Genomic DNA, 17,946 nt, shown 5'->3' with positions numbered 1-17,946 from the left:
AACAATCACTTAATAATAATTTAACGAGGTGGTCGCGTCTAAATACCCGTTCGATCGGATCTTGCCTGCTAAATTTAATCCGGGTATTGCCCATTCAATCCATTACTTAATTCACTTAGTCTATGCAAAAACTCTTTACGTGCGCGCTCCTGGCAGCGACGTTGTTTATGGCTGCTTGTAGCGATGACGACAGCCCGAGCACTCCCGAGCCGGAGATCTCCGAGGACCCGTCGGCATTTAAATCTGTTAGCGAAATTACACTGGTGGGTGGCGAGACTGCCGCCGAAATATCCGCTTATGACCCGGCCACGAAGAAATTATTTGTCGTCAATGCCGTGAGCTCCGCCATCGACGTCATCGATATGACCGATCCTGCGGCGCCGAAGAAACAAGACACTCCATTGAGCATTAGCGCTTATGGCGCGGGCGTGAACAGCGTGGCGGTAAAGAATGGTCTGCTGGCAGCGGCGATCGAATCGGATCCGAAAACCGATCCCGGCAAAGTGGTGGTATGGAACACGGCCGACATGACCGTTAAGGCCAGCCCGACCGTTGGTTCCCTGCCGGACATGGTGGCGTTCAGTGCCGACGGCAACTATATTCTTTCGGCCAACGAAGGTGAACCGGACGAAGCCTACGAGATCGACCCGGTGGGCTCTGTCTCCATTATCGATGTCAAGAACGGCTATAGTGTCACGAACCTGGACTTCAGCGGTTTTGAGAGCCAGGCCGACGCGCTTCGCGAGAAGGGCTTCCGCCTGCCCGGCCAGCGCCGTGAAACCAATACCCTGGCCAGGGACGTGGAGCCCGAGTATATCACCGTCTCGGCCGATTCGAAGACCGCGTGGGTGACGCTCCAGGAGAATAACGCAATTGCGCGGATCAACATTACCGGCAAAACGATCGAGAACATCTTTCCGCTGGGCTTCAAGGATCACAGCAAGGCCGGCAACGAGCTTGACGCGAGCGATGAGGACGGCGCGGTATCGTTTACCACGCGCCCGGTGTGGGGTGTTTACATGCCCGACGGTATTGCCTCTTTTACCGTTGGCGCCACGACGTACCTCATTACAGCCAACGAGGGTGACAGCCGCATTCGTCCGACCAGCGACGATGCGCTGGACGGCTACGAGGAAGGTGACCTTTACAACGAAGAGAGCCGTATTAAAAGCGTCGACCTGGACCCGGCGGTCTTCACAGACGAAGCCCTGCAAGACGACGAGGTGATGGGACGGCTAAAGATTACCAACACGATGGGTGACCTGAACGCTGACGGCTTGTACGATAAACTGTATACGTTCGGCACGCGTTCTTTCTCGATCTGGAACGGCACCACCGGCGAGCTCGTGTTCGATAGCGGCAGCCAGCTGGAAAAATTCGTGGTAGAGAAGTTACCGGCCCAGTACGACGATGGCCGCAGCGACGACAAAGGTGTAGAGCCCGAGAACGTCACTGTCGGTAAGATCGGCGAGAAGACACTGGCCTTTGTCGGCCTGGAGCGTGCCGACGTGGTGGTCGTGGTGGATGTCACCAATCCTGCCGCGCCACAGTTGCTGCAAGCCCTGCATACCGGCGACGCGCCGGAGGGCGTATTGTTCATCCCGGCGGCAGACAGCCCGACCGGGCACAGTCTCCTCGTTTCAAGCTGCGAGGGTGACGGCAAAGTGAACGTATTCCAGCCGGAAGAGCTATAAAAAATACGGGCATATGCCGTGAAAGACTCCTGCTTTGGCAGGGGTCTTTTTTTTGTCCGGGAGGGTTCGGTGAAGACGGTTCGGCCTGCTGTATATTTTCGGATATAGGTTGCCGGCGACCGGCTGTTACGGAGGTGTACCATCTTACGCTGTGTTGTGTTGCGTCAGGTCACGGGCTTGGAAATAGCAGAATTTCATTAATTTCCGCTATGGTAAAAGACCGTGAACAACTCGCTGCTGAATGGGAAAAGTTCAGGCATTTTTTTAAACGTGAAGAAATGCCGGCCAGAACAATTTTATTGAACGAAGGGCAGATCTCGGAAAGGATGTTTTACATAGAAAAGGGATGTATCAGGCTATCGTTTAACAAGGACGGAAAGGATATTACGTTTCAATTTTTCTTCGAAGGGGAAGGAGTTTCCTCCGCGGAAAGCTTTCGTGGCGGTGAGCCGAGTCTGTTCTCGATCGAAACGATCGAGCCGTCCATTCTCCACATCTTACATAAAAGGGATTATGAGACCATGATAGAAAGCTCGTCGCTCATCAAACAGGAATTGGAAGATCAGATTTTTCAGCGGTTAATGTGTTACCAGAAGCTGTTTCTTTCGAGGATCAAGAATAGTCCCGAAGAGCGGTATCAGGAATTATTGGAACAAAGTCCGCATATCCTGCAAAGAGTGCCCCAACACTATATCGCCTCGTTCCTGGGGATCACGTCCGTCTCGCTCAGCCGGATCAGAAACAGAAGGTGACATTTCTTAACATTTGTTATCGCTTTCGGGGTGGGTCTCAGGCCAACTTTGTCTTAAACAAAAACCAAAAAGCGATGAAACAATTCAAAATTCAAATTTCCGAGCAAGAGATCGACGACCTGAACCAGCGATTGTCAAAAACGCGCTGGCCGGGCGCAACGATTAACGAAGGATGGAAAAAAGGAGCGCCGACGGATTATTTAAAAAAACTGGTGGATCATTGGCAGCACAAATTTGACTGGAAAAAGCAGGAAGCGTTATTGAATGAGTATCCCCAGTTCATCACGGAAATCGATGGTCAGGATATCCACTTCCTTCACGTGAGATCGGGTGATCCGAACGCCACTCCGCTGATGTTGATCCACGGATGGCCGGGGTCCTTTGCAGATTTCGTCAACGTAATTGAGCCGCTTACCAATTCCCCTTCGGGCGAAGCGAACGGCCCCGGTTCGTTCCATTTAGTGATCCCTTCTATTCCCGGGTTTGGTTTTTCAACGCCGGTGAAAGAGAAGGGGTGGAATATGTTTCGCATTGCGGCTGCCTTTACCACGCTGATGGAGCAACTGGGATATGCAAAATTTGCTGTACACGGCGGTGACATGGGCGCAGGGATCACCGGTATCATGTCGGCGATATCGGCCCATAAACTGATCGGAACACATGTGAACACCGATTTCTACTCCGTGGCCGGGCTGGGGATGTTCCCATCGGATACTTCATTTTTATCGGACGAGGAGAAGGCAGGGCTGGAGCGGATGAAGGAATACAAGAAGACCGGCACGGCGTATCTGGAGATACAATCGACGAGGCCACAAACCGTCGCTTATTCCTTGTCGGACAGCCCGGTGGCCCAGCTGGCCTGGATGGTTGAAAAGTATAAAGAATGGACCGATGCGGACAAGGAATTACCGGAAGACGCCATGGATATCGATCAGATCCTGACGAATGTCTCGTTGTATTGGTTTAACAAGATCGGGGCTTCGAGCGCGGAGGCGCTTTATGAAAACATGAGCATGGCCTTTCACTGGGGCGGTGATGGTAGCGCGCAGGATTCCGGTCAATGGACACCGCCGAAGGTACCTTCTGCCATGACGGTATTCGGCAAAAACGCCGACAGATCGCTCTTTCAGAAACTTTTATCTTTCACCGGTGAGCCGGATCATTATATCTTTCATGAAAAGGGCGGTCATTTTCCCGCCATGGAGGTTCCGGAACTGTTCGTGAAAGACTTACGGGAATTTTTCGGCCCAAGCAGATCTTAGTATGAAGGTTAAAGAATTGATACAACTACGGTTGCTAAATCAGCGGTTAGCCGCTACGGAGTTTGAATCTTGCGTCGACGTTGTGTCTCATTTCGGCGCCATGCAGTCACAGGACTATGCCATGGCGAAATGGGCCGTGGGGATGCGCATGCAAAGGGCTTCCGACCCGGACGTCGAAATGTGTATCAATTCCGGTGAGATCATCCGCACGCATGTTCTTCGGCCCACGTGGCACTTTGTGAGCCGCAAAGATATCCGCTGGATGATGGAGCTATCGGCGCCGTATGTCAGGAAGGCAACACAATATGTCGATCGGCAGGTGGGGCTTACGGATGAGATCTTTAAAAAGATCTGGAAGATCATCGAGGTTGAATTGCAACGCGAGGACAATCTGTCGAAAGAGGATTTGATGGAGCGACTCGCGAAAAAGAAAATCGACGTAGAGAATCTAATGGCTACGCAGATCCTGATCCGGGCCGAGCTTGAAATGCGCGTGTGCAACGGAGTACGAAAGAAAAATAAAATTACGTATGCTCTCTTTGACAGGAGAGTGCCGCCGTCGGAAAAGATCTCCCGGAAGGACTCGCTGGTGAAGCTGGCGGCGGTTTATTTCGGTTCCAGGAGTCCCGCCACCGTAAAAGATTTTATGTGGTGGAGTGGCCTGAACCTGTCGGATGCAACATTCGGAATATCGGGACTGGGTGGGAGCCTCAAGCGGGCCTCGCTGGGCGGCCTGGAGTATTTGTACTTCGAGAACACGCCTGATCAAAAAAAGAAAACATCGGTGCTGCTCCCTGCTTACGATGAATATATGGTCGGTTATTCTGAAGGGAGAGACATTGCTTTTCCGCCGGATGTTGATAAAACCCTTTTGGGTAATGGGGTATTCAAGCCGATCGTTTTAGTTGATAACGCGATAGCCGGCACGTGGAAAAAGACGGGCAAGGAGCCTTTTGTGGAAATGCAATTCCTGCAGGACAACAAAAAGAAGAGGAGTGTGAGGCCGAAGCTCGAAGCGCTCAAGTTTTTTTTGGGGAAATAATAATGATGCTTTGTCAGTTAAGCCTTGCCGTTGGGATTCCAAATGGTACATTGGAGCCGGAAAAGTAAGCCATGAAAACACCTTTGATTACCCCGGAAGGTTTAGAAAAGTTAAAAGCGGAGCTGGATCATTTGTGGCGCGTTGAACGGCCTGACACCACGCAAAAGGTGGCCTGGGCCGCAAGCCTGGGGGACCGTTCTGAAAACGCGGATTATCACTACAATAAAAAGCGCCTGCGCGAGATCGACCGGCGCTTGCTCTATCTACGCAAATGTATCGATGATCTGAAAGTCGTGCATTATTCACCTGCCCAGGAAGGCAAAGTGCTGTTTGGCGCATGGGTAGAAGTTGAAAATGACCGGGGGGATCGAAAGCGCTTCCGCATAGTGGGTTATGATGAAATTTTCGAGACCAAAGATTACATCTCGATCGACTCGCCGATGGCACACGCGCTGATGAAAAAAGAAGCAGGTGACCAGGCAGTGGTTAAAACCGGGGCGGGTGAGTTTGTCTGGCGGATTGTTAAAATTGAATATCAGAAATAACGGCTGGATTATCCGTTTAACACGGGGCTGAGTTTCTGCGTTGGGAGCATTTTTCTTAATTTCCAATGTGAAATATCGCGAACTGGAAGTCGAAGGATTCCTGAAGAATTTTATCCACAGTTTCTGGGAATATGAAACCGGCGACGAGGCGGTTGAGCATACGATTATTCCGGATGGTTATTTTGATCTGATCGCTGAATTTGAATGCGATACATTGCAACGGATAAAGCTTACCGGCGTATGGGCGAAGCCTGTACATGTGGTAGTCTGTGCGTCGACAACCCTGTTTGCCATCCGATTCAAGCTATTGGCAGCGGAGTATCTTTTCCAACGGGAGATGAAGTCGATACTCAATTCGACCCAGCACTTGCCGTTGGATTTTTGGAATATAAACGGATATACACGGGGCGACTTCGACACCTTCGCGCAAGACACGGTGAGCCGGCTGGAGCATTGCCTCAAGCACCTGCGTGAAATCGATAGTCGAAAACTGAGGCTTTTTGAGCTGGCCTATAGCAACCCGGGTCTGGGGGTTGAACAGCTGGCCGCCGGTGTGTACTGGAGCAGCCGGCAGATCAACCGGTACCTTAATAACCAGTTTGGTTTCCCGCTGAAGACGTTTCTGAATATCGTGCGTTGTAACGCTGCTTACACAGGCATTGCAAATGGGGACCTGGCTCCGGACGACAGTTTCTTCGATCAGGCACATTTCATCAAGGAGATCAAAAAGCATACGGGAGCTACACCCGGCGAGTTGGCTGAGAACGAAAACGTCCGATTTTTACAATTAGCGACGAGAGCTTGAACGTAGTTTGCATTTATTAATCACTAAACGATTTATGATGAAAATTACAAAGCTCACCCCCAACTTTGAAGTGACGGACGTAAAGGAAACAGTTGCGTTCTACGAAGAGAATTTCGGTTTCAGATTGGTGATGTGTGTTCCGGAAACGCAGGATGGCATTGAGCAATTCCTGGCAGAGGGCACATCGTATGTATATGCCATGATGCAACATGGAAGTGTAGAAGTTTTTTTTCAGCGTTCCGATACATTCAAAGAGGATGTTGTGTTTTCCCGTGGTTTGCCGATAGGAGCATCCGTATCTTTTTATGTGGAAATAGAAGGCATTGAAGAATTTTACAGGGCCATGAAACAGAAACATTTGCCCATGACCGAGCTGAGAACAACCTGGTACGGCATGCAGGAGTTTTACGTAACGGATCTGAATGGTTACATCCTCGGATTTGCCGAGAAAGCAGGGTAGCATGGCTCTCCGGAGTACGTCGAGGGGAGGAGTGCCGTCGAACTCATGCTATGTCCAAGGTCGTAACTGCTCGCCGTTTAGACGGTCTGCAGTTTTTTTTTAATTTTTTCGGAGTGGGAGAGTAAAATCGATCCGTTTTGTACACTATGTGTTTGAAAGCGCTTAGCAAGCGGAGCTGTAATAGACCGAATGGCCTCTGGTATTAACGGCGCCTGCAGTGTTTATGTTTCAATCCTTTTTCTGTGCGGTAGCCACCTCAGCACAACGGGCGATTGATATCAGTTTATGGAAGGGTAGGTCGATGGATCTGCCTAGCCGTTCACTCGAGCCGGTGAAACCGGTATTGTATGGCTATTTTTAACATTACCCAAAACCTTAATTCTATGAAAAAAAATGAATGGAGTGTTGTGGGCGCGCTTCGGCAGACCGGCCGGCGCATGTGCGGTAGAGAAAAACTTATTTCAGTAAAAAATCTTACGGTATTTATCCTGGTGCTCTGCAGCTGTAGCGTGTTCGCGCAGGCAAACGATCCACGCGCCGAGAACATGCAAAACGGCTTGTTCAATATCTTCATGTCGGCAGACCGAAGCTATTTCAAGCACAACAGTGCTTCGGACAACGATCCCTACGGCTACGGCTATTGGGTAACGGCGCACGGACTGGAAACCATGGCCGACGCGTATCAGCGTACACGCAACACCGTTTATCGCGACCGGATGAAAAGCATTCTGGCAGGCATCCGGAAATACAACCTGTATGGTGCCGGCACGTATCACAACGATTATTACGATGATCTGGAATGGCTGGGCCTGGCGTGCTTCAATGCCTATAACGCTACAAAAGATCCGGAATACCTGGATGCGGTCCACCAGATCTGGACCGAAATAAAAACAGGATACAGCGGCGGCAAGATGTCGTGGCGGAAAGGGTGCACGACGCCTTGTAACAATGCGATCGGCAACAGCCCGGCCATTGTTCTGGCGGTCAGGCTTTATAAGCTCGAGAACGATCCGGCGAATTTACAGATGGCAAAAGATATCCATGCCTGGATGAAGGCCAACTTACTCAATGCCAACGGCGGTATATGGGATAGTCCCGGTAATTTTGACCCCGACTGGCAGTTCTCTTATAACTCCGGGCTTTTCATTGGCGCCAGCCTCGAGCTGAATATTGTTACCGGCACGCAGTCCTACCTGGATGATGCCATTAAAGCCGCCGAGTTTATGATGAATTTCAGGAACTATAATGGCGGTGTGTTCTTCCTGAACGAAGTCGGCCAGGGCGACGGCGGGTTGTTCAAAGGGATCTTTGCGAAGTACTTCTCTGAATTGATCCGGAAGGGCAACCTGACAAGCGGCCAACGGGATCGCTATTTAACGATACTCAACTACACCGGTAATTCGGTGTGGAACAATGCGGTCAATAAATCGAACTATCTGATCAGCCCGGTGTGGTCGTCCATGCCGAGCGGAACGATCGATCTGTCAACAGAGATCAGCGGTGTCCACCTGTTTGAATCATTGGCGGGCATGACGAAAGTGCATGTCTACCAGGACATCAACTACAGCGGATTTTATTCGCAGTTGCCCGTGGGGGCCTACACGTTGGCGCAGCTTCAGGCCCGGGGCGTGACGGATAACGACATCACCTCGCTGACGGTTCCGGGGGGATATTCGGTGACGGTTTATGAGAACGATAATTTTACGGGCGCGTCCAAAACGTTTACCGCCAATGCGACGTGGCTAGCCGATTGGAACGACCGGATCTCTTCGGTGAAGATCGCCTACATTGGCGGGCCCGTGAGCGTGTACCAGGATATCAACTTCGGCGGCTATGCGGGGGGATTGGAGGTCGGTGATTATACAAGAGCCCAGCTGCAGGCGAAGGGTATTGCCGACAATGATATTACTTCCCTGAAGGTTGCGCAGGGCTATACGGTGACGGTGTATGACGGTGATAACTTCAGCGGAGCCTCCAGCGTCTATACGGCGAACACCAGCTGGGTGGCGGACTGGAACGACCGGGTGACGTCGCTGCGCGTCAGCACCACCGGCGATCAGACCCTGAGCGGAATTTATCTGCTGCAAAATCGCAACAGCAATTTATACATGGATATTGCGGGGGGCACCGGTTCAACCGGCGACGGCATAAATGTTCATCAATGGAGCCTGACGGCGGCGACCAACCAACAATTCTTATTCGAGCATGCCGGCAACGGGGCGTATAAGATCACGGCTGTAAACAGCGGCAAAGCGTTGGATGTGGATTCGAACGGCAAGGACAACGGCATCAATGTACAGCAATGGAGTTATTTCGGTTATTTCAATCAGCAGTTTATAGCGGTTTCCACCGGCGACGGTTTTTATAAGCTGATCGCGAAGCACAGCGGGAAATTGATGGAGGTAGCCGGATTCAGTACCGCCAATGGCGGGAATGTGCAGCAATGGGAGAACCTCAACCAGAATAGCGGCATGTGGAAGCTGATCCGACCGACAGCCGTGGCAGGTGGTGGTGGTGAAGGACCGGCCACGCATATCTATCCCAACCCGGGCAGGAGCGGGCAAAGTAATGAAGTGATCATTACGGTGACGAGCCCGACGGACCATGTACGGCTGACGCTGCTCAATGATCAGGGACACATGATCATGAACGGTGAGCATAAAGTCGTGGATTCGAAGGTGTCTGTTTCCATTCCTCCCGTTTCGGCGGGGTTGTATCTGATCAGGCTGCGCGATTCGGCGCACACCTGGACGGAGAAATATTTGGTGAAATAATATATAAGCTCGTCGGTGGTTCAAGTCTGCCGACGAGCTCCGTTCAAATAGCCTTCTTGCCCTTCCTATCGTGACAGCCTGAAAGCGAAGCTGAATGCGTTATATTTGGCTGCTTACTAAAGAGGCTGGAACATGTTAAGAAATCTGTTATTAATAGGCGCGGGGCATTGCCTGCTATACGCGGCGCCATGGACATTGCAGGCACAACAAGGTGAGACTGCCTGGTTCAAAGACGTTACGGCAACGCATGTGCCCATGGACGGCAGGGAGCATGCGCTGGATGTGGCTTTCCTGGATGTGGACGGTGATCATGACCTGGACGCCATCCTGGCGTTGGAATCGGAACCCAACCGCTTATACCTGAATGATGGTAAGGGAAGATTTACATGGAAGAAAGGCGCCTTTGCGGAGAAGGATCATGATTCAGAGCATGTACGTATAGCCGATTTTAACAAGGATGGTATAGCCGACATCATTTTTGTGGCGGAAGATGATCAGACACACCAGTATTATACCGGCAAAGGCGACGGTACGTTTGTTGACGTAAGCGATCGTCTTCTGGCGAAAAGCGAGGCGAACGGCCTGGACGTGGGAGATGTGAATGGCGACGGATTGCCTGATATTGTCATCGGTAATTCGGGCGGCAAGGCACAGGATTTTTTATGGATCAACAATCCCGAAAAGCCTGGTCACTTTATGGACTATACAACCCGGGGGCTGCCCGCAATAGAAGACCAAACCCAGGCGGTAAAACTGGTCGATCTGAATGGTGACGGCACGCTGGATCTGATAGTAGGGAATGAAGTGCCGCCGAATCGTTTATTCTTTAACGATGGCACGGGGCGGTTTACAGAACACCCGGGAAGCCTTGAGCTCCTGGTGCCCTTGCATACCCGCGATGTATTGGCGTTTGACGCCAACCGGGACGGGCATACCGATATTCTATTTGTTAATCTTACCAATAACGGTGGTGAATGGGATAAAGATCCTACCGCGCGTTTACTGATAAACGACGGCAAGGGGAATCTTAAAGATGAGACCGCCAGCAGAATCCCTGCACAGAAATTATCCAGCTATTCGGGTACGATTATAGATTTTAATCACGACGGTTATGCGGACATTGTTCTGAGTGCTGTTAAAACGCCGCCCTTTGAAGCCGCACAGGTGCAGGCGCTACAGAATAATGGTAAAGGTGTATTTACGAATGTAACCAGGAACGTAATTCCCGGTATAACGGTAGGCCGTGGTTGGGGTATTGCCGTGGGAGATGTAAACGGCGATGCTGTATTGGATATGATGATTGGAGGGTGGGGATCGCAGGTTCGTTTATTGTTCGGGAAGAAATGAGGTGACCAGCTCACGCCCGTAAAAACACGCCCACCGGAATTTCTCCCAGTGGGACATGTTTCATTTGGCACAAACTACAAATCAGGTTCCCAACCTTTTTCGTATCGTCTTGAAAAAATCAGTTTTCTGATTCTTATTCTCTTGTTGCTGTATTTTATTATTCAACATAGAATGTGGAGATCTCGGCCAGTCCGGGTTGTTGGTTGGCATCGTGACCGGAGATGGGTTTCAGCTGGAAATACCGGAATGACTTTCGGGCCGGCAGATCAAAATACAGCTCCACACCCTGTGTGTTGGGGAGGTTGAAAGTTCCCAGGCTTTCCCAGTTCTCGTTATCGTTGCTGCTGAGCAGCTCCAGCACTTTGATCTTCCGGTCGCCTTCCTTTTGTAATATGACAAAGCCGTCTACGTCGTGTTCGGATTTCATGTCTATTGTTACCCAGTGGCCTTGTGCATACGACGTGGCGTTGGTGGAGTAGCGGGCGATCCACCAGGTTTTGTTGTTCCCGTCGATGATCCTGGCGGCCAGCCTGTCGTTAGAGGTTTCTTCGGAGCTAAAGCCGATCACGCTCCAGACGCCTTTGGGGTAGGGTATTTTTTCAGGGCGTATGGCGGGCGTAACAGACTGCCATTTGGTGTAGAACGAATCTATGGCAAGTTTGCTGGGTGTAAAGACCGTTCTGTGCCGCATCGTGCTTCCTTCTTTGAAGCTTGGCAGCCTGGCCCTGAGCTCTTCCACGGGCACAAACAAGGTTTGAAGCACGCCGTATTCATCTTCGTATTCAAATTGGGTGCCGATGGCCTCCGGGCCGGTTGTGCCGAAACGCGCGGTGCCGCGATTATTCCAGGTGGTTGCTTCGAGTATCGGCCGGATCAGCAGCGACTTCTCGTAGTCGTCGCCATAAGCGCTTCCTACAACCTCGGTCACCATGGAAGCGTGTCCTTTGTCATCGTAGGTGATGATCTCGAATACATAGGACGATTCCGCGAGATCATTCAGCATTACTTTTACGGTATCGACAGACGATGTCTTTTTGATCTCTACCGCGATCGAGTCCTTTCGGTTGTTCCAGTATACTTTTGCCCGTTTTACTTTCGGGTCGGCCAGGATCAGCCAGGTTAGCTGCAGGCGGTTCCTGCCGGGGTGCACCTTCGCAGAGTCTGCCTTGGCGGGGTATATTTTCTCGCCGCCTTCCAGGAATTCTCTGTAGTGCTCGTCCATTTCCCCGCACGAGGCGATCCATACAATGATTGCCGGCAGGATAAGAAGAAGTAGATGACGCTTCATGACGTTGTCGTTAAAATTATTGGGAGACCTGCCCCCAGAAGGTTAATTCTGATATGTGGAAATAATCGGTTTGCCCCCAGGTTTGCGTGATCCTGAACCGGAGGTATTGATAGGGCGGCAGATCGTCGGGAAAGTTGAAGTCTTCGCCATTGATAATACCGTACTGCACATCCTCGTTGGTATAGGTACCCAACGCGACGTCGGAGGGTTTGAACGAAGTACAGTCCGTGATCCTGGTCCAGTTCACCCAGCCGCCGTCTTTGTCGGGCTCGTTACTGCCCCAGATCTCCCAGATCTTTACCGCTGCGCCCGAGTAGATATTTTCACCGGCCCTGTGATACAATTTGAAACGGCTCAGGTGCGCTTTTACGCCCAGGTTGATGGTAAAGCTGCTGGGAACACCACTGCCTATTACGGTCTGGAATATATTGTCCCGGTTGTTCCAGGCATCGTCCCACATTTTTTCCATACCCCATTGTGTGAAGTGTGGCGTGGTGTTATCGCCGCCCAGCGTTTTAAGCGCCTGGAATTTCTTTTTGTCCAGCAGCTCCTCGTAGATGGGTGTCAGCTCCCGGGTAATGGTGTCGGACACATTGCCCCACCGGTCTTTGACATACACGCCGAACGTACGCGCTACGGGCTCGAAGCCCCGCGAATAAAAGGTGGCCGCTTTGGACTTGCTGTAGAAGGTTTCCACCGGCCGCACTTCGCCGTTTTCGCTGGGGGTGATGACCGTAATGGACACGGCGGCTTCGCCGCTGTTCTGAAAAGAAAGGCTCAGGCCGCCGTAGGTCTCCTTGATGTCCAGGGTTTGAAAGACTTCCTGTACGGGGGGCGTAAGCGGGCTGACGCTTACCGTTACCGGCGCCGACATTTTTTCGCCCCGGCTCACGGCGTACAACGTTACCTCGTAGTCGTCAGCTTTGGGAAATCCGTCTACCGTCAGGTTATTGACGTAGAAGGAAGATTTTACTTCGCGCGTAAGCCCATCGCGGACAGTAAAGACGGCCTTCACATAGAGCAGGTTTTCACTGTCGGGCAGGTCGTAGGTGATCGTTGCGCCGCCGGCAAGATTTTCTACATGCGTCACGCTTACCGGGCCCGGTGTGCCGTCGTTGCCGTTCAGGGGTGAGATCAATCGTTCTTCGCCGCAGGCTGTTGCGAGCAGCAGCAACGTGTATGGCAATAGGTTCTTGAAAAGTTTCATGGCGTTTTTATTTTGAGGTACCACATCTGGCGGAGGATCACCAGCCATAAGTTTGCACTACGTTGAGGTTGGTGAGCAGCTCATTCTCTTTGATGGGCCACAGATAATCGCGTGTTCTGAAGACCTGCTTGTAGAGGTGCTTCTCGCGATAATAGTTTTCTGCGGTTTCCTGCTCGATGTCCCAACCGGTGATCGGTTTGTTCAACTCGGTGATGGCCGTTTTCCATCGGCGCAGATCCCAAAAGCGTTGTCCTTCAAACATCAGCTCGATGGTCCTTTCCTGTTGAATGATCTTGCGGAGTCCCTCCAGTGTATTGGGTTTGTTGGGGTCGATGGAGTGGTTCGTCCACGCTTCGATCACGCCCGGCAGTCCGGCTCTTTCGCGGATGCGGTCAAGATAGGGGATCGCCTCTGCGCCTCTGCCGGCTTCGTTCAATGCTTCCGCATATAACAAGTACAGGTCGGCCAGGCGTATGACGGGCCAGGGATATACCTCCAGCGTATAGCCACTGTCGTTGATCAGGCTGGCAATGTTGACCAATTTTTTGGGCCAGTAGCCCGTGACCGAATACGAATCCTGGGTGGCGTAATTGTGCACTTGTGTCTTCTTGGCCTGGATGATCCAGGGATCTTTATCGTTGTATCGGCCATGTCCATACCAGACGGCGCCATCGAATCCCAGCGAGGCGTAAAAGCGCGGCTCGCGGTTGAAATGCATCTGGGCCGTGGTGTAGTCTTGTTTTATATAGAACCGGTCGTCTACGGTGGCGGCTCTCAGGTCGAACCGGGCGTCATAGCTCCAGTTCTTGTCTTCGGTGATCGGTACGCCGTTTTCGGTGTAGAACATTTCCACCATCTTGATCGGCACGGCCAGGTTGCCACGCGCATCGGTATTGGATTTTTTGGAGGGATCGAGACCCCGGGGTGTCGCTTGTCGCTGAATGGTTTCCGCGCGGCTGGTGGTATTGGCCCAGATCACCTCGGCGTTCCACTTCGCGGTAACGGCGTTGCGGATATTCATTTGCGTACGGATCGTGTCAGACACGGCATATTGCTGTACGCTCTGGCTGTAGTAATACAGTCTGTTGCCCATGGCTTCGCAGCGCTGTATCGCTTGGAAGCACGCATCGGCGGCGGCGGTCCACTTGGTAGCGTCGGCATCGGGAAACAGCCGTGTGCCATCTTTGTTTGTAAACTGGTTGTAATCGTCATTGCCGTTGTATAAGGGGCTCGCCGCGGTTACGAGCACATACGCTTTGATGGATAACGCGATAGGCCGGGTGATGCGACCCAGCTCGGAGGTTTCGTCGATGATCCTGTCCGGCAGGTACGGAGCGGCTTCGTCCAGCAGGCTTACAATATAGTCCACACATTCGTCAACCGTTGATCGCGTGGCTTTCACGTCTTCGGTGGGTACGGATACCGGCAGGTTTTCCCGGATCAGCGGAATGGGACCATACATTCTGAACAGCCAGAAGTGGTAGTAGGCTTTCATAAACTTAGCTTCGGCGATCCACCGGTTCCGTTCGTCTTCGGTCAGGTCTGGTACCTTGGCGACGCCTTCGATGAAGATGTTGCACTGCCGGATTCCCTCATAGGTGTCCCGGCCTTCGCGTTCGCCTTGCCAGTAGTTCAGGAACGGGTCCACCACGTTTTGATTTCCCAGGGCGATCTGCCGGCCGGGCGTGGCGAAGTCCGTAAAGTTTTGCCTGAACCAGAATTCGTCTGCGGAGATAAAGCCGGGGTTGGCCGAAAGGCTGGCATGCTGGGGCATATACGAATAGCAGGTGAACAGGTATTTTTCCGCCGTGGCGCGCATGGCGAAGGCGTTGTCTATCGTGGCGATGTTGTCCGGCACGATGTCCAGGAAGTCGCCACAGGAAGCGGAGACGGCTACAAGTGAAGCGATGATCAATGTTTTCAGGATTCTCATTCCAGGTAGATTAAAATGTCACATTCAGACCCATGTTGACGACGCGCTGTACGGGATAGCCGAGACCATTGCCGGCCATTTCAATATCCCAGAGCTTGAACTGCGACCAGCATAACAGGTTGGTGGCGTTCACGTATATGCGCAGATTCTTCAGCCTCCATTTGCTGAGGTTTTCGTCGGAGACCGTATACCCCAACTCTACTTGTTTCAATCGCAGGAAGGCGCCGTTGCGCATAAACCAGGTGCTCCGCTGTGTGTTGTTGCCGCTCAGGGTAGGGCTCAGGCGCGGCCAAAGCGCGTACAGGTTCCTGTTCTCTTCCGACCAATGGTCGTCCGCATACGCTTTCAGTAGTTGCGTATTTCCTATTTCTCCATAGTTGTTATTCGGATCATAGTCGATGAAGGGAGCAGTCGCACCGGCGTCGATCCAGAACGTTTCGCGACCCAGGCCCTGGAAGAACGTAGAGAAGTCGAGTCGCTTATACCCCACGGAGAATCCGAAGCCGTATACGATCTCCGGTCTGTCGGGGAATCCGATCGGTACCTGATCGAGGTTGGTGATCTGTCCGTCGCCGTTCACATCCCGGAACTTGATGTCGCCGCCGCCGTATTCACCAAAGTTCTGCTTCGGCGAGTTGGAAGCTTCATAGTCGTCTACGAAGAGGCGTTCGGCAATGAGCCCCCACTGCTGAGACAACGGGTAGCCCACATGCGATTTCCAGGGTTCATTTTCGTAGACAGGTTCTTCATAGGCCGTGTATTTACTGGTGGCGTAGGTAAAATTCACGCGGCCCTGGATCCAGAAGTCCCGGCGGAAATTGCGACTGAAATCAAGCGAGAGATCTACGCCGCTGGCTTCGGCCTTGCCCACGTTGGCCTGTGGCTGCGATTCCAGCCCCATCGTGGCGGGCGTGCCCATGCGGGTCATGAGGATATTGTTGCGTTTCTCGGTGTAGTATTCTCCAATGAAGTTCACGTTTTCGAACAGACCGAGCTCGATCGCATAGTTCGCCTTATGGGCGGTTTCCCAGGTGATGGTAGGATCGGAGTAACGCGAAACAGAAATACCGTTGCGGGTATAGGTGAAATCCCTGCCGAAGGTGGCGAAGCGGTCGGTCGCGTTCATATTGACATTGGAAAGGTACAGGAAGCGATCCCGTTCATTGCCGATCGCATCGTTGCCCACCAGGCCGTAGGTGGCACGGAAGCGCAGGTTGTTGACGGTGCGTCTGAGCGGTTCGAAGAATTTTTCGTTCGACACCGTCCAGGCAACGCCGGCGGAAGGGAAGAATCCGTAACGTTTTGATTTATAAAAACGCTCTGTGCCATTATACCCAAAGTTGAACTCGGTGAAGTAGCGGTTGTCATAGGAGTAGGTCGCTCTTCCGGACAGGCCCAGGTTTCGGAAGGGCAGTGAAGCCTGCAGATCGCCGGCGTTGGCGTTTTGGGCTTCGCGCATAATGAATACCAGCAGCCCGTTTACGTTGTGTTTCTCGCCAAGCTGGCGGGTATAGTTCAACGTGGACTGCAGGTAAAGCACCGAGTTGACGGTCTTAGGACCTTCAAAGTACCCCAGGTATTCCGTGCCGCCGTTGGGGTTGATGACACCCACGTTGTACTCGCCCGACCGGGTGTCATAATTCTGCAACTGATACCAGAAGGGATTGTAAAAGCGATTCACATCGAAATACGTATACCGTGATGTGTTCGCCATGGTATTAAAGGTCAATCCTTTGACGAGCGATGACAGATCCTGCTTGATCTCGAACTGGGCGATCATGTTGGAGCGCGAGTATTCCTTATACCCTCTCACCAGGTCGGCGTAGGGATTGGTATAGTTTCCGGCATCGTAATTTCCGAACATGATGTGCTTGACATACATATGCTCGTCGTCTTTCGGATAGTAGGCAGGGAACCGCACGGGGTTGGCCCGCATGACCCTCCTGTACATATCCGCGCCGCCCCATACCGGCCCTTTGTAGTCGTCAAAGGCACCGCTCAGGCGGATGATCAGCTCGGTGCTCCGGGATAGGTTTACGTTCACGTTGGAGCGCAGGGAGTAGGTACGCAGCCTGATGTTGCTGTTGAAATTGTTTCGCTTGTCCACCTTCAGAATGCCGTTGTCCTGCGTAAATGCGCCGGCGACATAGTAGCGGGCTGCTGTTCCGCCGCCGCTTACGTTCAGGTTGGCTCGCTGGTTCATGGTATAGTCTCGCATGAGCTCCTGGCGCCAGTCGGTCGCGGGGTAGATCATGGAGCCTGATCCCGGTACGGTGTTGTCGATCTGATCTTGCGAATAGGGAAGGGGCTGCAGCGGGTCGCGGGTGAGCACCGCTTCGTTTTGCAGCTTCATATAGGTTACGGGGTCGGCCAGTTCTACGTTGCGTGTTGGGGCGGATATGGAATTTTCCAGTCGCAGCTTGATGATGGGCGTACCGGTTTTACCTTCCTTGGTCTTGACCAGGATCACACCGTTGGCGGCCCGCGTGCCGTAGAGCGCGGAGGCGGTTGCGTCTTTCAGGATGGAGAAGCTTTCGATGTCGTCGGGCTGCAGCCGCGCCAGGTCCTGGGTGGTAAGCTCTACGCCATCGATCAGGATCAGCGGGTCTTTTTTATATCCAAACGAAGTAACGCCCCGGATAAAGAAGTCGGCATTGTCCTGGCCGGGTTCGCCGCTGCGTTGGTAGGCGATAACACCGGCTACGCGGCCGGCAAGTGCTGTCGTCAGGTTGCTGGAGGGTACTTTCAGCTCGGAGGGCCTGACGGTCGTGGCCTGGGGCGTATACCCAGCGCCCCGCCCCCGCGCCGGGGGCGGGTGGGGGGGGGGGGGGGGGGGG

At 52.5% G+C, this 17,946-nt stretch carries 13 protein-coding genes; 9 read left to right on the top strand and 4 right to left on the bottom strand.

Going from position 1 to position 17,946, the window contains the following annotated elements; all coding sequences use genetic code 11:
- The first annotated feature begins 122 nt into the window (after positions 1-122).
- The 9 genes from KK078_RS10680 (at position 123) to KK078_RS10640 (ending at position 10,681) form a co-directional block, all read left to right on the top strand.
- Positions 123-1,694: a choice-of-anchor I family protein gene (locus KK078_RS10680; RefSeq protein WP_254090261.1), complete on the top strand. Its 1,572-nt coding sequence runs from the start codon at positions 123-125 to the stop codon at positions 1,692-1,694.
- Between the two features lie 278 nt (positions 1,695-1,972).
- Complete coding sequence (locus tag KK078_RS10675) at positions 1,973-2,446, top strand: Crp/Fnr family transcriptional regulator (RefSeq protein ID WP_254090260.1); 474 nt, start codon at positions 1,973-1,975, stop codon at positions 2,444-2,446.
- A 74-nt stretch (positions 2,447-2,520) separates the two neighbouring features.
- Entirely contained in the window at positions 2,521-3,708 is a 1,188-nt protein-coding gene (locus tag KK078_RS10670) for an epoxide hydrolase family protein (protein WP_254090259.1), read from the top strand.
- Between the two features lies 1 nt (position 3,709).
- On the top strand, positions 3,710-4,750 hold the full coding sequence (locus KK078_RS10665; RefSeq protein WP_254090258.1) for a winged helix DNA-binding domain-containing protein: 1,041 nt from the start codon (positions 3,710-3,712) through the stop codon (positions 4,748-4,750).
- A 71-nt stretch (positions 4,751-4,821) separates the two neighbouring features.
- Entirely contained in the window at positions 4,822-5,295 is a 474-nt protein-coding gene (gene greB / locus KK078_RS10660; RefSeq protein ID WP_254090257.1) for a transcription elongation factor GreB, read from the top strand.
- A gap of 67 nt (positions 5,296-5,362) precedes the next feature.
- Complete coding sequence (locus KK078_RS10655; RefSeq protein ID WP_254090256.1) at positions 5,363-6,100, top strand: helix-turn-helix domain-containing protein; 738 nt, start codon at positions 5,363-5,365, stop codon at positions 6,098-6,100.
- Between the two features lie 34 nt (positions 6,101-6,134).
- The gene (locus KK078_RS10650; RefSeq protein WP_254090255.1) at positions 6,135-6,560 is read left to right on the top strand and encodes a VOC family protein; all 426 of its coding nucleotides are present in this window, start codon (positions 6,135-6,137) and stop codon (positions 6,558-6,560) included.
- 383 nt (positions 6,561-6,943) lie between these two features.
- Positions 6,944-9,334 carry an RICIN domain-containing protein gene (locus tag KK078_RS10645; RefSeq protein WP_254090254.1) on the top strand — a complete coding sequence of 797 codons (2,391 nt, stop codon included), beginning with the start codon at positions 6,944-6,946 and terminating at the stop codon, positions 9,332-9,334.
- 132 nt (positions 9,335-9,466) lie between these two features.
- On the top strand, positions 9,467-10,681 hold the full coding sequence (locus KK078_RS10640; RefSeq protein WP_254090253.1) for an FG-GAP repeat domain-containing protein: 1,215 nt from the start codon (positions 9,467-9,469) through the stop codon (positions 10,679-10,681).
- Between the two features lie 157 nt (positions 10,682-10,838).
- On the opposite strand, the gene KK078_RS10635 is transcribed toward KK078_RS10640, so the two are convergent.
- The 4 genes from KK078_RS10635 to KK078_RS10620 form a co-directional block, all read right to left on the bottom strand.
- Entirely contained in the window at positions 10,839-11,969 is a 1,131-nt protein-coding gene (locus KK078_RS10635; protein WP_254090252.1) for a DUF4998 domain-containing protein, read from the bottom strand.
- A 16-nt stretch (positions 11,970-11,985) separates the two neighbouring features.
- Positions 11,986-13,176: a DUF5000 domain-containing lipoprotein gene (locus KK078_RS10630; RefSeq protein ID WP_254090251.1), complete on the bottom strand. Its 1,191-nt coding sequence runs from the start codon at positions 13,174-13,176 to the stop codon at positions 11,986-11,988.
- Positions 13,177-13,213: 37 nt separating this feature from the next.
- Positions 13,214-15,109, bottom strand: a complete 1,896-nt coding sequence (locus tag KK078_RS10625) for a RagB/SusD family nutrient uptake outer membrane protein (RefSeq protein WP_254090250.1) — start codon at positions 15,107-15,109, stop codon at positions 13,214-13,216.
- Between the two features lie 10 nt (positions 15,110-15,119).
- A partial coding sequence (locus KK078_RS10620; RefSeq protein WP_254090249.1) for a SusC/RagA family TonB-linked outer membrane protein occupies positions 15,120-17,946 on the bottom strand: 2,827 nt, incomplete at its 5' end.

Origin of the sequence: Dawidia soli (assembly GCF_018598185.1) — a bacterium.
In the GTDB taxonomy this organism is placed as follows: domain Bacteria; phylum Bacteroidota; class Bacteroidia; order Cytophagales; family Cyclobacteriaceae; genus Ohtaekwangia; species Ohtaekwangia soli.
The sequence above is the reverse complement of the archived record's forward strand: the minus strand, read 5'-3'. Positions and strand labels throughout refer to the sequence as shown.

Coding starts and splice junctions, on each gene's coding strand:
- KK078_RS10645 (WP_254090254.1), top strand. CDS start 6,944: ATGAAAAAAAATGAATGGAGTGTTGTGGGCGCGCTTCGGCAGACCGGC.
- KK078_RS10680 (WP_254090261.1), top strand. CDS start 123: ATGCAAAAACTCTTTACGTGCGCGCTCCTGGCAGCGACGTTGTTTATG.
- KK078_RS10630 (WP_254090251.1), bottom strand. CDS start 13,176: ATGAAACTTTTCAAGAACCTATTGCCATACACGTTGCTGCTGCTCGCA.
- KK078_RS10665 (WP_254090258.1), top strand. CDS start 3,710: ATGAAGGTTAAAGAATTGATACAACTACGGTTGCTAAATCAGCGGTTA.
- greB (WP_254090257.1), top strand. CDS start 4,822: ATGAAAACACCTTTGATTACCCCGGAAGGTTTAGAAAAGTTAAAAGCG.
- KK078_RS10640 (WP_254090253.1), top strand. CDS start 9,467: ATGTTAAGAAATCTGTTATTAATAGGCGCGGGGCATTGCCTGCTATAC.
- KK078_RS10670 (WP_254090259.1), top strand. CDS start 2,521: ATGAAACAATTCAAAATTCAAATTTCCGAGCAAGAGATCGACGACCTG.
- KK078_RS10625 (WP_254090250.1), bottom strand. CDS start 15,109: ATGAGAATCCTGAAAACATTGATCATCGCTTCACTTGTAGCCGTCTCC.
- KK078_RS10650 (WP_254090255.1), top strand. CDS start 6,135: ATGATGAAAATTACAAAGCTCACCCCCAACTTTGAAGTGACGGACGTA.
- KK078_RS10635 (WP_254090252.1), bottom strand. CDS start 11,969: ATGAAGCGTCATCTACTTCTTCTTATCCTGCCGGCAATCATTGTATGG.
- KK078_RS10675 (WP_254090260.1), top strand. CDS start 1,973: ATGCCGGCCAGAACAATTTTATTGAACGAAGGGCAGATCTCGGAAAGG.